This window comes from Halosegnis sp., from assembly GCF_042216475.1.
In the GTDB taxonomy this organism is placed as follows: domain Archaea; phylum Halobacteriota; class Halobacteria; order Halobacteriales; family Haloarculaceae; genus Halosegnis.
The window spans coordinates 75,227-89,001 of the sequence record NZ_JBDGTV010000007.1 but is presented as its reverse complement, the minus strand read 5'-3'; the positions used below and the strand labels follow the sequence as shown (position 1 = coordinate 89,001).

At 63.6% G+C, this 13,775-nt stretch carries 13 protein-coding genes; 6 read left to right on the top strand and 7 right to left on the bottom strand.

The window, feature by feature from the left end; translation table 11 throughout:
* Positions 1-57: 57 nt before the first annotated feature.
* Both ABEJ63_RS03830 and ABEJ63_RS03825 read right to left on the bottom strand, forming a co-directional pair.
* Entirely contained in the window at positions 58-1,224 is a 1,167-nt protein-coding gene (locus tag ABEJ63_RS03830; protein ID WP_375795029.1) for a pyridoxal phosphate-dependent aminotransferase, read from the bottom strand.
* Positions 1,221-1,709, bottom strand: coding sequence for an Lrp/AsnC family transcriptional regulator (locus ABEJ63_RS03825; RefSeq protein WP_375795028.1), 489 nt, complete (start codon positions 1,707-1,709; stop codon positions 1,221-1,223). Before ABEJ63_RS03825 ends, ABEJ63_RS03830 begins: the two co-directional genes overlap by 4 nt.
* Before the next feature lie 184 nt (positions 1,710-1,893).
* Between ABEJ63_RS03825 and ABEJ63_RS03820 the strand changes: the two genes are divergently transcribed.
* Genes ABEJ63_RS03820 through ABEJ63_RS03810 form a run of 3 tightly spaced genes read left to right on the top strand, consistent with a single transcriptional unit; the run spans position 1,894 to position 4,848 of the window.
* On the top strand, positions 1,894-2,082 hold the full coding sequence (locus ABEJ63_RS03820; protein WP_375795027.1) for a hypothetical protein: 189 nt from the start codon (positions 1,894-1,896) through the stop codon (positions 2,080-2,082).
* Between the two features lie 52 nt (positions 2,083-2,134).
* Entirely contained in the window at positions 2,135-2,716 is a 582-nt protein-coding gene (locus ABEJ63_RS03815) for a thioredoxin family protein (RefSeq protein ID WP_375795026.1), read from the top strand.
* A gap of 59 nt (positions 2,717-2,775) precedes the next feature.
* On the top strand, positions 2,776-4,848 hold the full coding sequence (locus tag ABEJ63_RS03810) for a hypothetical protein (RefSeq protein WP_375795025.1): 2,073 nt from the start codon (positions 2,776-2,778) through the stop codon (positions 4,846-4,848).
* Here the strand turns inward: ABEJ63_RS03810 and ABEJ63_RS03805 are convergent.
* On the bottom strand, positions 4,845-5,150 hold the full coding sequence (locus ABEJ63_RS03805) for a hypothetical protein (RefSeq protein WP_375795024.1): 306 nt from the start codon (positions 5,148-5,150) through the stop codon (positions 4,845-4,847). The genes ABEJ63_RS03810 and ABEJ63_RS03805 overlap by 4 nt on opposite strands.
* Before the next feature lie 168 nt (positions 5,151-5,318).
* On the opposite strand from ABEJ63_RS03805, the gene ABEJ63_RS03800 reads away from it, so the two are divergent.
* The 3 genes from ABEJ63_RS03800 (at position 5,319) to ABEJ63_RS03790 (ending at position 7,574) form a co-directional block, all read left to right on the top strand.
* Positions 5,319-6,701 carry an adenylosuccinate synthase gene (locus ABEJ63_RS03800; RefSeq protein ID WP_375795023.1) on the top strand — a complete coding sequence of 461 codons (1,383 nt, stop codon included), beginning with the start codon at positions 5,319-5,321 and terminating at the stop codon, positions 6,699-6,701.
* A gap of 92 nt (positions 6,702-6,793) precedes the next feature.
* On the top strand, positions 6,794-6,988 hold the full coding sequence (locus ABEJ63_RS03795; protein ID WP_375795022.1) for a methytransferase partner Trm112: 195 nt from the start codon (positions 6,794-6,796) through the stop codon (positions 6,986-6,988).
* A gap of 37 nt (positions 6,989-7,025) precedes the next feature.
* Entirely contained in the window at positions 7,026-7,574 is a 549-nt protein-coding gene (locus ABEJ63_RS03790) for a hypothetical protein (RefSeq protein WP_375795021.1), read from the top strand.
* Here the strand turns inward: ABEJ63_RS03790 and ABEJ63_RS03785 are convergent.
* From ABEJ63_RS03785 to nuoL, 4 genes are read right to left on the bottom strand one after another with little or no spacing between them, the layout of a single operon-like run.
* Positions 7,571-8,653: a DR2241 family protein gene (locus ABEJ63_RS03785; protein ID WP_375795020.1), complete on the bottom strand. Its 1,083-nt coding sequence runs from the start codon at positions 8,651-8,653 to the stop codon at positions 7,571-7,573. The two genes, ABEJ63_RS03790 and ABEJ63_RS03785, sit on opposite strands and share 4 nt — an antisense overlap.
* A 54-nt stretch (positions 8,654-8,707) precedes the next feature.
* Positions 8,708-10,186, bottom strand: a complete 1,479-nt coding sequence (locus tag ABEJ63_RS03780; RefSeq protein WP_375795019.1) for an NADH-quinone oxidoreductase subunit N — start codon at positions 10,184-10,186, stop codon at positions 8,708-8,710.
* A complete protein-coding gene (locus ABEJ63_RS03775; RefSeq protein WP_375795018.1) occupies positions 10,183-11,739 on the bottom strand; it encodes a NuoM family protein in 1,557 nt (518 codons plus the stop codon). Before ABEJ63_RS03775 ends, ABEJ63_RS03780 begins: the two co-directional genes overlap by 4 nt.
* On the bottom strand, positions 11,736-13,775 hold the full coding sequence (gene nuoL, locus ABEJ63_RS03770) for an NADH-quinone oxidoreductase subunit L (protein ID WP_375795017.1): 2,040 nt from the start codon (positions 13,773-13,775) through the stop codon (positions 11,736-11,738). The genes ABEJ63_RS03775 and nuoL overlap by 4 nt, the downstream gene beginning before the upstream one ends.

The window sequence follows — 13,775 nt, the reverse complement described above, 5'->3', positions numbered from 1 at the left end:
ATAGCATTTCTAGTGCCGCGGAAAAAGGCTTGCCCCCAATAGTCACCTTACCGATACTTACGCAAGGAACCGTTCGATGCGGTTCATTGCGGTCCGCAGGTCCTCCAGCGAGGAGGCGTACGACATCCGCAGGTGCCCCTCGCCGCCCGCGCCAAACGCTGTTCCGGGGACGACGGCCACCTGTTGGTCCTCAAGCAGTGCCTCGGCGAACGCGTCGGCGTCGCCACCGGGTGCTTCTGGGAACACGTAGAATGCGCCCGTCGCCTCGAAGCAGTCGATACCCATCTCGTCAAGTCGCGATAGCACAAAGTTACGTCGTCGGTCGTACTGCGTACACATCTCGGCGACATCATCTTCGCAGTTGTCCAGCGCCTCAATGGCGGCGTACTGGGCCGTGGTCGGTGCCGACAGCATCGTGTACTGGTGGACGCGGTTCATCGCCTCGATGATGTCGGGCGGACCGAGTGCGTAGCCGAGCCGCAGGCCGGTCATCGCGTACGCCTTCGAGAAGCCGTTGAACACGACGGTCCGCTCGCGCATCCCCGGTAGCGATGCGATTGAGGTATGCTCGCCCTCGTAGGTGAGCGCGGCGTATATCTCGTCGGCCAACACGCCGAGATTATTATCACGGCAGAACGCGGCCACCTCAGCAAGTTCCTCGCGGTCCATCGTCGCGCCCGTTGGGTTGTTCGGATAACAGTAGACGAGCAGGTCCGCCTCGGCAGCGCCAGCGGCCGCGAGTCGCTCGCGAGTGAGGACAAACTCGTCGTCTGCGCGCGTGGGGACACGGAGCACCTCACCCCCCGCGAACTTCACCCCTGGCTCGTAGGAGACATACGACGGCTGAGCGACGGCGACGGTGTCGCCTGGATTCACAAGCGCGCGGAAGGCAGCATCGATGGCCTCGCTAGCGCCTGCCGTGACGAGTATCTCTGTCTCCGGATCATACGACAGGTCGTACCGCTCAATGTGAGCGGCGATACGCTCGCGCAGCGGCGACATTCCTCTGTTGGCGGTATAGGAGGTTTTGCCGCGCTGGAGCGAGTCGATGGCAGCCTCTCGCGCCCGGTACGGCGCCGCAAAGTCGGGTTCACCGACACCCAGCGAGACGACGTCGTCCATCTCAGCGGCGAGTTCGAAGAATCGGCGGATCCCCGATTCCGGAACGGCCGCGACCCGCTCGGAAGGTGTTAGGGGCGCCGGCCGACCGCGCTCGCGGCTCATGGCGAGTAGGCGAGTCGATCATCGGCCTCGCCGTCGCCGAAGCGGTGGCCCGCCTGCTTGTATGTGTCCATAATATAGTGGGTGACCGTCTGGGTTATCTCGGGGACGGGCGCCACCTTTTCGGAGACGAACCGCGAGACTTCTCCCATCGAGTCGGCTTCGACTTCCATCGCAAAGTCATAGTCGCCCGATACGAGCCGAAGCGACTCCACCTCTGGGAACCCCGCTAACCGGTCGGCGATGTCGTCATAGGACGTCTCTCGGTCGAGGGTGACGTTACACTCTACGTGCGCCTGCACCGGCTCGGGGTCGCGCTTCGCCGGGTCGACGACGGCTTGGTAGCCGGCAATAGTACCATCCGACTCAAGCGCCGCAATTGCCTCCTCAACGGCCTGCTCGCTGGTATCGGTCATCCGGGCGAGATCCGCAGTCGAGTAGCGGGCGTTTTCCCGCAGTAGGTCGAGGAGTTCGGCGCGCTCGTCCATACATGCGGGCGGGCTACCGGGCGGTTAACGCTTGCGCCGTCGACAGTAGTTTCACCTGTCGCGTGTGTTCCTGTGTCGTACCGTTGTGTATAACGATTCTACACGCCACATGTCGTGAACAGTTGTCATACTATGATATATTATCTCACGATATTCTTATTACACCACAGTATGTTGGGCCGGTATGCACAGGCATGCGCTGGAGACGGCGGTCGCCCTGTACGGCAGCGAGACATATACCGTCTCGATGGCCGCCCAGCAGGCGGGCATCGACGAGGCGCGCCTCGCGGACTGTCTCGCGCGCCGCGGCCTCGACACCGGCGAGTACCGTCCCGAGGATCTGAAAACCGCCGGTCCCGCCGCTGCCGACTGACCCCCGGCGTACGCAAACGCCTATTCCTCCCGCGAGTCTACCCCCTGTCGGTATGGTCCAGGCTGAATCCGAATCCGAACTGACGCGTGGCGATGCTGCCCCCGAATTCCAGCTCGACGGGACGGACGGCGCCACCTACTCACTTGACTCGTTCCGCGAGAATGACGCGCTGCTTGTCGTGTTCACCTGCAATCACTGTCCCTATGCAAAGGCGAAATTCGGTGCACTGAACGCCATCGCCGCCGACTACGACAACTGTGCCGTCGTCGGAATAAACCCAAATGACGCCGACGAGTACCCCGAGGACTCCTACGAGCGGATGTGCGAACTGGTCGATGAGGGGACGGTCGCATATGACGCATATCTCCGGGACGATGACGCGAGCGTTGCCCGGGCATACGGCGCGGTATGCACGCCGGATCCGTTCCTATTCGCCCGAGACGAGACGGCAGAAACCGGGTGGCAACTCGTCTATCACGGCCGACTGGACGACGCGCTCAATCCGGACGATGATCCGTCGGGCGAGCCCGGTTTCGAAGCGCGTCAGGCAATCGATGCGGTGCTCGCTGGGAATCCTGTCCCACTTGAGGACAATCCCTCGCGTGGCTGCTCCATCAAGTGGCCCGGTGAGTGAACCGAGGCTGACCCGGAGGCCGGAACGTATTTGCATCGCGTCCCGCTTCTTTCGACAACATGGACACCTGGGTCGAGGAGGTTGAGGAGTGGGAGACCCGCCCTTTTTCCGGCGGATACGCTGACCTCCACAAACTCGCCGACTCGTCGTTTTCTGGCGTCGTCTCGGTCGGCGAGACGTGGGCCGTATTCGTTAACGGGCGAGTCGTCTCCGTCACCCGCCGGCAACAGACGGCCGCTGGGACTGAGTTCACCGACGGCGACATCGAAGTGTTCGCTGACGGCGAGGGCACCATCCGCCGGGCACCTCACCCCGGCGTCGCGCTCCTGATTGCGATGCAACTGGCCGACGGCGAGCCTCGCGGGAAGTACTACACCGAAGACACACCTATCGAGGATGTCGACGAGACGCTCACTAAAGGCGGATTCACTGGCTATCTTGAGCTGTCTGAGAATGTGCTGTCCGGCGATTATTATACCGTCTACCAGGCGGGCCGGTCGATGGATGTCGCATTCGTCGGGAATGCCCGCCGGCTCCAGACCGATGAAGAGGCCCGCGAGTCAGCCCACGGCGAGGTAGGTATCTACGAGGTCGTCGCCGTCGACATCGATGTGACGCAGCTCCCAGAACCCGAGGACCGAGAGGAGCCAGAGCAGACGGGTACAGCCACCGATGCGACGTCCGATTCCGCGTCAGACGCAGAGCCGGCCCCGGAGCCGACGGCCGATTCGAATCCATCGGACCCGACAACGCGAGACGAGGTGACAGTCGACGCGGATTCGCCTGCGGACCCAGACACAGAGCCAGACCCGGAACCAGAGTCGAGCCAGGCCCAAGACCCGGAGGGGCCAGCAGTTGCGAACGGAGGCCCGGCGACCGCCGATGCTGAAGCCGCGTCCACGAGTGGACGGGCTGAGAGCGAATCTCCAAAGAACCCCCCGACTGGCGAGCCGACGACCGACAGGTCACGGACAGCGTCGACGTCAGCAGAACCGGTCACGGAGGACAGTAGCGCGTCGGCGGCGGCCGAGCAGCTCGCCTCGCGGTCGATACCATCGCTGGACCCAGAGCGGACTGCGTCGGACGGCGATCAGACGCAGCCGCCGGGTCGGCGGCGCGACCGACCCGGTGCGCACACAGACGAACCACCGGCGGCGAACGCGGCTGGCGCGAGCGTGGAGCAGTCCACGCCCGACACCGGCGGCGACAGCGCAGCGCTCGCGGAGCTCCGTGAGCGGCTTGAACAGGTCGAGGCAGAGCGCGACGATGTCCGCGAGGAACTCGCAGAGGCGCGTGCAACGCTTGAGTCGGTCCGCGAAGAGCGGGATGACCTCCGTGCGGAGGTCGAGCGGCTCCGTGAGCAAGTGTCAGAGCTCGAATCGACGCTGGGTCCGGCGGCGGCCGAGAGCGGGCCCGCGCTGTCGCCAGCAGAGGCAGCAGCTGGTACCGACCTATTTGTCCGGTACGACTCGAAGGGCGCTACCACTGTCGAAGATGCCTGCAATGGCGACGGCTCGCCGGAGGACCTGATTGCGAACGTGGGACTTGACCACCACACCCGTTTCGAAACGGACGGAGCCACCGTCGATGGCCAGCCGTTCGCCGAGTGGCTCCACGCGAGCCAGCGCTACCGATTCGCGGAGTGGGTCGTCTCCCGGCTTGTTTTCGAGATACGTGACACAGGGTCGGCGGGCCGGCTCACTGATCTCTACGAGGCACTACCGGCAGTCGATCGTGTCGAGTTCGATGGGACAGTGACGGGGGAGACAGACGGAGAAGCTCACGACGTGGAGTTCGACGTTGTGTTTCGGGACCGGATGGGCGAGCCACTGTTCGGCGCCGCGCTCCACGATGGGCGGGACCCAGTGTCAGATGCGGCGATGGCAGAACTCGTGCAGGACGGGACGGCGGTGTGTGAGTCAGCAGAGACATTTGCGGCAGCCTTCTACGTGACGTCAGCCTTCTACGACCCAGACGCCTTGGAGACGGCCAGCGACGCAACGAGCGGGAGCTTGCTCAGCCGTGACTCGCGGCTGAGCTTCGTGAAGCGGTCACGTAAGCGCGGCTTCCACCTCTGTTTAGTCGAGGCACGCGACGGCGGCGCGTTCAGCCTCTCTGTACCAGAGCTCTAAGACTCGATTTCGGGGACTTCGTCGATTTTCATCCCATCGAGCTTGTCGACGATCTCGTCAATCTTGCCGTCGAGATCGCCCACAAACTCAACGGTAGTCTCCGTGGTGATGGCACCCTGGCTGGACGGCTCAATAAGATTCTCCTCTTCAAGTACGCGCAGCGAGTAGCGAACCTTATGATGTGGGTAGCCGGTCTCGTTGGACATCTTCACGATACCGATGGGCTCGTTCTCGATAACCATCCGGAGAACCTGGAGATGGCGTTCCAGCATATCGACTTCCTTCTCAAGCCTGTCTATCATGGCACTTGTTAACTTGTATTGGCCGCTTTTAAAGGTTCCCCTAGCGACGGCGGGAACCACTGTACTGTTTAAACCTTCGGGCGCGTCGTTATAGCCCTTGTGACCGCGTGGCGTGGGAACAGGCCCTATCGAAACCGGTATACTCGTCGCTTCGGACGTTCCACCGTAATGACTGTCACTATCGTCGGCGCCCAACTCGGCGACGAGGGGAAGGGTTGCATCGTCGACGTCTATGGCGAGGCCGCCGATGTCGTCGTTCGCTACCAGGGCGGCGACAACGCCGGCCACACCGTTGTCCACGAGGGCGAAGAGTACAAACTCTCGCTCGTGCCCTCGGGCGCCGTTCGTGGGAAGGTCGGCCTTCTCGCCAACGGCTGTGTCGTCAACCCAGAGACGCTGTTCAACGAACTCGACGCACTCCGCGAGCGCGGGCTAGAGCCGGACGTCCGCGTGGCAGAACGGGCGCATGTCATTTTCCCGTACCATCGCACGCTCGACGGCATCGAGGAGGAGGCCAAGTCCGAGACGGACAGCGAGATCGGCACGACTGGCCGCGGCATTGGCCCTACCTACGAGGACAAGGCTGCCCGCCGTGGCATCCGTGTTGGCGATTTGCTCGCGCCCGAGACGCTCCGTGAAAAGCTCGAACGGGTCGTCCCTCAGAAGCGCGCACTTGTCGAGGAGGTGTACGGCCTTTCCATCGGGGAGTTAGAGTCGCCGGCCGCCTTCGATGTCGATACGCTGTTCGAGACGTATCGCGAATTCGGCCGCCGACTCGAGACTGCAGGCATGGTCGTTGACGCCGGGGGATACGTTACGGATGCGCTCGCGGCCGGTCAGAACGTCATGTTTGAGGGGGCACAGGGGACCGTCATCGACATTGACCACGGCAACTACCCGTACGTTACCTCCTCGAATCCGACGGCTGGTGGCGCGACTGTTGGCACTGGCGTCGCGCCAGGCGTTGTCGGTACGGGTGAGGTGATTGGCATCGTGAAAGCGTACCTTTCGCGGGTCGGTAGCGGTCCGATGCCGACGGAGTTGGGCGGCGTCGCGGGCGATACACCCGGCTACGATGAGCAGGGTGCTGGCGACGAGCAGGCTGAAGAGCTTGCAACGTACATCCGCGAGGAGGGTGGCGAGTATGGCACTGTCACCGGCCGGCCACGTCGCGTCGGCTGGCTTGACGTGCCCATGCTCCGGCACGCGGCCCGCATCAGCGGCTTCACTGGTCTCGCGGTCAACCATCTCGACGTCCTTGCCGGGCTTGACGAGGTCCGCGTCGCCCACTCGTATTCGCTCGACGGGGAAGAGGTCAAAACGCTCCCCGCGACTACCGAGGCATGGGCGCGCTGTGACCCGAACCTCCGGACGTTCGACGGCTGGCCCGCCTTCGATGCCGACACTGTCGCCGCAGAGGGATACGACCGGCTCCCGGAACAGGCCCGCGACTATCTGACGTACCTGAGCAACCAGCTCGACACACCAATCTACTGTGTCGGTGTCGGGCCAGACCGCGAGCAGACGGTTGTCCGCGAGGACGTCTGGTAGCCACCACCGCCTGGCCGAACAGCGCCGCGGAGCACATCAGTATCGCTCTGGGGTCCGGCATGCTTTTGCAGTGTCCGACCCAACCCGCATTCATGAAAGAGGACCTGATGGAGATCATCTGCTGTCCGCTCGACAAGTCGGAGCTGGAACTTGAGGCAATCCAGCGTGACGACGACGAGATACTCGAAGGACGGCTCGTCTGCACAGAGTGTGGCGAGGAGTACCCTATCGAGGACGGGATTCCAAACCTACTGCCGCCGGATATGCGCGAGGAGACTCCCGCTTAGCGAGGGGTTTTTGTCACGAGGGCGCGACCCGACGAGCGTGACCGACACCCTCGTCGCGGAAATAAACCGGGCCGGCCTCCACTCACTGGAGGTGCCCGAGCAGTTCGAGACGGACGGCTCGTTCGTCGTCGAACTCCGCAATCGCGGCGAGCCAACCCACGTTCACCTCCATCTTGACGACCCCCTTTCGACGGTTGGCCATATCGAGGCAAACAATCACTACGTCGCCGGCGGCGACAGCCGGCGCGTTCGCGTTGAGCTTGACGCCCCTCCAGGCACGAGCCGGCAGGGAAGCCTGAAGCTTGTCACCGCTCACGGTGCCCAGACACGGTACGTCACCATCGTCGTTGACGCCACCGACGAGGGGGTGACCGTTGATCCGGAGTTGGGGACGCCGAGCGACCCTGACTCGCCTGCGCCGCTGGCCGATGTCGACCCGCTGCACGCGGCGTCGCTGGGCATCGGCGGTGTCGGCGTCTTGCTGGCTGTCGCTGCTGTCCTCGCCGCCAACGGACTCACGGTCGCCTTCGGCGTGCTTGCAGTGCTCGCGGGCCTCATCGCGGTCGGGCTGGCGACGATGCGCTAATCCTTCTCGGTCGGAACTCCCCCGAGGTTGCCTTCCTCGTCGAACCGTTTGGCACGCAGGAACCGTGCCCGATAGCGATTCGCGCCGTCAGAGACGTCTGCCTCACGTATCTCGTCTGCCCGGCCGTCAGCAACCGCATCGATTATCCCCTCGATCTGTTCCTTCTCGCTCGGTGTGAGCGTGAACTCGTAGGTGCGCTCCTGTTCGGCCTCCAGTCGCGTCCACTTTCGAGCGGCTGCGATGACGAGCGAGCAGGGTTCTCGACACGGGAACACGCCGTCACCACCGTCTACATCCAGGGCCGTCTCGTCGTCGTACTGCCATTCGCGGCGCTTGAGACACTGCGAGTCGTCACAACAGGCCTCCGCGACCCAGTTGACATGCTCGTACCCCTCGCCGCGGTCCCATGTTTTGACGACACCGTAGATACCGCTCTGTCTGCTAACGGCGTCCCGCCAGTGGTCGATATCGAGTTCTCCCTGTCGCTCGAGATACCAGTTAGCGATGGTCGCCGGGTAGACGTACTCCACTGTCTCGGCACACTCCCGGCCTGTCAGGTCGACGAACACCCAGCCGTGCGGGAGCGATGGAGCCGTCTTCAGCGGCCGGTAACGGCCGTCGTCGTCTGTCTTCACCAGCGAGCGCGCCTCGAGCGGCTCGTCGTGAACAGCAAGTGTCTCGCGGTCTTGGTCTGTCTCCTCGACGTGTCGAATCTCGTACCGGCGCTCGCAGTCCACAAGTTCGACCTGCACGCTGAGTTGCCCCCATTCGCGGCGCATCCCGTCGGCCAGTCGGTCGTACCGCTCGGGGACCGCGAGTTCCCCAGCGCGTTCTGCCCACCTGAGGAACGCTCGGTCGGCCTCCCCTCGCTCGCGCGTCCAGTAGGCCCAGTTGGAGACGTACTCCGGGTGATCGTCGGCGAGTTGGCGGAGTTCTGCCGCCGAAAGCCCCGACTCGTGGATGTCGCGGTCGGCAATCGAGAGGGTGAAGGTCTCGCCGTCGGCCTCAACGACGAAGCCGTCACAGTCGACGCCCCCCTCGCGGGCCGCCTCAACGAGCCCGGTCCGTGTCGCGTTCATACCTCCTGTTGTCGGGGGATGCTCAAGTATCCATCCGAACAGGGTGCCGAGGGGTTAGAAGAGAACTGCCGCGGCGGCGTCGAATGCAACCCCGGAGAACAGGCCGAGCGCGGGCAGCAGAACGACCGTCGCGACCGCGGCAGCCATCACAGCTGCATACAGCGTCGACGGGTAAGAGGTGACCTCTACGCCGTCTGCTGGCTCCTCGATCCACATCGCCTTCACGACGCGGCTGTAGTAGAACAGTGACAGTGCACTGTTGACCGCGCCGACGAGCGCGAGCCACCAGACACCGGCGTTCACCGCGCCGGCGAACAGGTAGTATTTGGAGACGAAGCCGCCGCCGACGGGGAGTCCCGCCAGCGAGAACATGAACACCGTCATCGCGACACAGGCGACCGGGGCGCGGGTCGCCAGCCCGTTGTAGTCCTCGAACGTGCGGCCCACACCCCAGTGTTCCGCAAGCGCGATGAACAGGAACGCGCCCGTATTCATGAACCCATACACGAGCAGGTGAATCATCCCAGCGCCGAGCACCAACCCGCCGTCGCCAGTGCCAGTCAGCGCCGCCAGGCCAATAAGCACGTAGCCGGCGTGGCCCACCGACGAGTACGCCAACATCCGCTTGACGTTTTCCTGCGTGGCGGCGGCAAAGTTACCGAGCGTCATCGTGACGACGGCGAGCACCTGGACAGCGAGCACCCAGTCGATGGCGCCGACGACTCCCTCGATGGGGAACGCGACAGTCATGACGCGGAATGCGAGTGCGAAGCCAGCGGCCTTCGAGGCCGACGAGAGGAACGCCGAGATGGGCGCAGGCGCGCCCTCGTACGCCTCGGGCGCCCAGAAGTGGAACGGGACGCTCGCGGTCTTGAACGCGAAGCCACCCAGTACCATCAACACGCCGATGCCGAGTACACCCGGCAACGCCGTATCACGGACCGCGGTCGCGACGCTGTCGATGAGCAACGACCCAGAGACGGCGTACACAAGCGAGATGCCGTAGGCGAACACCGCAGACGAGAGCGCACCGATGAGGAAGTACTTCAGCCCCGCTTCGACGCTTCCGCGGTTGTCTTTGAGGAAGGCAACGAGCGCGTACGAGGGGAGCGAGGCAAGCTCCAGCGCAACGAATCCCACAGCGAGCGACCCCGCGGAGGCCATCAACGTCATCCCTGTCGCCGCCAGGGTCAGCAGGATATAGTACTCTGCTTGGTAGCGGAGATCCTCGAGGTAGTCATAGCTGGCCAGCGCCACCAGAGCGGTGACGCTCGTGAAGACGACCTGGAAGAACAGCGCCATCCCGTCGACGACGAGCTGGCCGCCGTACAGCGTCACTACGGGGTCGCCGACACCGACGAGCAGATAGGTGACAGAGACACCCATTGCTGCGAGTGCGCCGACGAACGCGATGCCTGCCAGCACGGGATTGTTGCTGGAGCCAGGGTCGATACTGTCGAACGCGAACAGCACGAGCGCGGTTACGCCGAGCACGAGCGTCGGGGCAGTCGCCGCCCAGTCGGGGGAGATCATGCTGACCCACCTCCGAAGGTCGCGGTGACCTCACCCGCAGTCGGCAATACTGGCTCCGTCGCCTCAAGGATGGCGTTGAACGCGAGATCGTACGGGAACGTCCCCAGCGCGATGATGAACACGACGAGCACCAGCAGTGGGACCACATCGTGGACGGCCGCCGGCGACACCTCGTAGTCAGTCGCCGAGCGGAACGGACCGAACAGTGACTGTTGCATGGACCACAGCAGGTAGCCGGCGACGACGACGATGCCGAACATCCCTACGGCGGTGAACAGCGGGGCGCCAGTGAAGGCTGCGCTGAACGTGCCGACGAACACGAAGAACTCGGCCGCAAAGCCGGCCATCAGTGGCAGCCCCATGTAAGCGAACGCACCGGCGACGAACGCACCGACAGTCACTGGCATCCGGTCTGCTAAGCCCGACATGTCGCCGACCATCCGGGTATGGGTGGTGTTGTAGATGACGCCCACGCAGGCGAACAGCAGCCCGGAGATCAGTCCGTGGCTCACCATCTGGAACGTGGCGCCGCCGGTGCCGTACAGCGTGTACGCGACCAGGCCGAGCGTCACGTAACCCATCGAGGAGACTGACGAGTAAGCGACGATGCGTTTCAGGTCGGACTGGGCGAGCGCGAGCAGCGCCCCATAGATAATAGAGATGACACCCAGCGCGGCGATGGGCACCGCGAGCGTCTGAGCGACGCCCGGCAGCATCGTGAAGTTGAATCGCAACAGCGCGTATGTTCCCATCTTCAGCAAGACCCCCGCCAGCATCACCGAGGCCGGCGTGGGTGCCTCCACGTGGGCGTCCGGCAGCCACGTGTGGAATGGGACGACGGGCACCTTCACCGCGAAGCCGATGAACATGGCGATAAACGCGAGCGTCGCGACCTGTGCAGGTGCGAGCAGGCCGAGTCCGCCGAGCTCGCCCGCGCGGAGCGCCTGTGCAATTGCCGGCAGATCCAGCGATGACACCGACTCACCGAGCCCGAAGACCAGCCCGAAGAAGCCGATGAACATCACGATGGAGGCGATATTGGTGTAGACGAAGAACTTGATCGCGGCGTACTTGCGGCGTGCACCACCCCAGATACCGATGAGGAAGTACATCGGGACGAGCACGGCCTCCCAGAAGACGAACCACAGCAGGAAGTCGAGTGCACCAAAGACACCGACCAACGACGCCTCCATGAACAGCATCAGCCCGTAGAACTGGCTCTGGCGCTCGTTGATGGGCGTCCACGAGGCCAGGATAGCCAGTGTCGTCAGCAGCGTCGCGAGCACGACCAGCGGCATCGAGATGCCGTCCAGCCCCATGTGCCAAGAGACATCATAGCGGCCGAGCGTCAGCCACGCGTACTGCGTCTCGAAGGCTGCGTCGCCACCCAGCAGGGCGTTGCCCGTTCCGTCAAAGACGGCGTACATGTACAGCGACAGCGCCAGCGGCACCAGCGAGAGGCCCAGCGCCGCCTGGGGCGCGTATGCCTCCGGAAGCACGAAGACGACGAACGCCCCGAACAGACAGATTCCCACAAGCAGTTCCATCATCATAGGAACCACCCCTGCATGATGCCGAAGGCGACGAGCAACAGCGTCAGCCCAAGCGTCAGCAGCGCCGCGTAGTTACTCACGATACCCGTCTGTATCCGGCGGAGCCGGTCGCCCGTGAAGAGGCTGAGACTGGAGACGAAGTTGACGAGGCCGTCGACGATATTCACATCGAAGCCGTCGGCCGCCCGGGCGACCCGCACGGTGAGTCCCTCTGCGAGCCACACCTGATACTCGTCCTGATAGTAGTTGTTGAAGAGCACGGTCTTGACTGCACCCAATTTCTCTGTGTGTTCGACCGGGTCGGGACCACGGTATAGCACGACGGCGAGCCCAGCCCCCGCGACCGCCAGCCCAAGCGAGACGGCCGCCGAGGCAAGCATCGTGACCGTCTCGCCCAGCGGGTACGCCTTGGTATAACCGGCAAACGTGTGGAGTAGTTCCTCGTAGTGTTTACCGGTGAGTCCCTCCGGCCCGTGGAACAGCCAGTCGTGGAGGAACTCAGGCACTGCGGGGACGAATGTATGGACTGGTACGAGGTTGATGCCACCGGCGACAGCGGCGAGTATCCCGAGTACGACCAGCGGGATCTTCACGTTCCAGCGGACCCCGTGGGGATCACGCGCGGTGTCCGAGCGCGGCTCTCCGTGGAACGTGAGCAGCACCATCCGGAACGTGTAGAAGCCGGTGAAGAAGACCGCGAGCAGCCCCATTGCGTACGCACCGAGCAGGAGCGGCGACGCTCCAAGTCCATGGACGAGCGTCTCGAACAGGACCTCGTCTTTCGACCAAAATCCAGAGAATGGGACGATTCCCGCGAGTGCAAGACTCCCGGACAGGAACGCGTAGTATGTGACGGGCATCTTGTCTTTCAGCCCGCCCATATCCCACATGTCCTCGTTGTGGTGCATCGCGATGATGACCGACCCAGCACCGAGGAACAGCAACGCCTTGAACACCGCGTGAGTTGTCAGGTGGAATACGCCGGCGACGTAACCACCGCCGCCCAGTGCGAGCATAATGTAGCCGTACTGTGAGATAGTCGAATACGCGAGCACCTGCTTTATTTCCCGCTTGACAACACCCATGGTTGCGGCGAACAGCGCGGTGAAACCGCCGACGAACGCGATGACTGCAAGCGCCGTCGGTGACAGGGCATAGAAGCCGTACATCCGGGCGACGAGGTAGACACCGGCGGCGACCATCGTCGCAGCGTGGATCAGCGCCGACACCGGCGTCGGACCTTCCATCGCGTCTGGCAGCCACGTGTGGAACGGGAACTGCGCGGACTTACCCATCACACCCCCGAGCACGAGCAGGCCGATGATTGTGAACCACGTCTGGGGTGCGAAGCCGAACGTATTGAGTGTCGCCTCACCGTTCAGCGCCTGTTCGGCGAGGTGAGGGAACGATTCCTCGACGCCGGGGCCGCCGAACGCGGCCGTCCCGAACGTCGCGAACACCGCGACAACACCCACGAGGAAAAAGTAGTCCCCGAACCGCGTGACGAGGAATGCTTTCTTGGCCGCCGACGGCGGGCCGGGCTCGCGGAACCAAAAGCCGATGAGCAGGTACGAGCAGAGCCCCACCAGTTCGAAGAACATGAACGCCATCAGCAGGTTGTCGGAGAAGACGAATGCGAGCATACTCGCCGTGAAGAGTCCAAGTTCGGCGTAGTAGCGCGGGAGCCCCGTCTCACCCTCGTCGTTCATGTAGCCCAGTGAGAATATGTGGACCAGCAGAGCGATGGTCGAGACGATGACCAGCATAAGCGTCGACAGCTGGTCGAGCAGGATGCCGAAGGTCAGCTCGTACGGGACTGCCTCGCCACCGACCCACGTGTAAAGAGTCGACTGGTAAGCGTGACCTGTGGCGACAGTGTACAGCATCGCCACCGAGAGTACAAGCGATCCACCCGTCGCGAGGATGCCGGCGATAGCTCCCTTTTTCGGGAGGTAGTCGCCAGCCAGCAGTGCGACGAGGAACGATACAAACGGGAGGACGGCGATTGCTGGTGCGAAAGCTGTGAGTTCTGCCAT

Excerpts from the sequence above, each read along its gene's own strand:
- ABEJ63_RS03795 (WP_375795022.1), top strand. The coding sequence starts at position 6,794 with ATGAAAGAGGACCTGATGGAGATCATCTGCTGTCCGCTCGACAAGTCG.
- ABEJ63_RS03810 (WP_375795025.1), top strand. The coding sequence starts at position 2,776 with ATGGACACCTGGGTCGAGGAGGTTGAGGAGTGGGAGACCCGCCCTTTT.
- nuoL (WP_375795017.1), bottom strand. The coding sequence starts at position 13,775 with ATGGCAGAACTCACAGCTTTCGCACCAGCAATCGCCGTCCTCCCGTTT.
- ABEJ63_RS03820 (WP_375795027.1), top strand. The coding sequence starts at position 1,894 with ATGCACAGGCATGCGCTGGAGACGGCGGTCGCCCTGTACGGCAGCGAG.
- ABEJ63_RS03775 (WP_375795018.1), bottom strand. The coding sequence starts at position 11,739 with ATGATGATGGAACTGCTTGTGGGAATCTGTCTGTTCGGGGCGTTCGTC.
- ABEJ63_RS03830 (WP_375795029.1), bottom strand. The coding sequence starts at position 1,224 with ATGAGCCGCGAGCGCGGTCGGCCGGCGCCCCTAACACCTTCCGAGCGG.
- ABEJ63_RS03815 (WP_375795026.1), top strand. The coding sequence starts at position 2,135 with ATGGTCCAGGCTGAATCCGAATCCGAACTGACGCGTGGCGATGCTGCC.
- ABEJ63_RS03805 (WP_375795024.1), bottom strand. The coding sequence starts at position 5,150 with ATGATAGACAGGCTTGAGAAGGAAGTCGATATGCTGGAACGCCATCTC.
- ABEJ63_RS03780 (WP_375795019.1), bottom strand. The coding sequence starts at position 10,186 with ATGATCTCCCCCGACTGGGCGGCGACTGCCCCGACGCTCGTGCTCGGC.
- ABEJ63_RS03800 (WP_375795023.1), top strand. The coding sequence starts at position 5,319 with ATGACTGTCACTATCGTCGGCGCCCAACTCGGCGACGAGGGGAAGGGT.
- ABEJ63_RS03785 (WP_375795020.1), bottom strand. The coding sequence starts at position 8,653 with ATGAACGCGACACGGACCGGGCTCGTTGAGGCGGCCCGCGAGGGGGGC.
- ABEJ63_RS03825 (WP_375795028.1), bottom strand. The coding sequence starts at position 1,709 with ATGGACGAGCGCGCCGAACTCCTCGACCTACTGCGGGAAAACGCCCGC.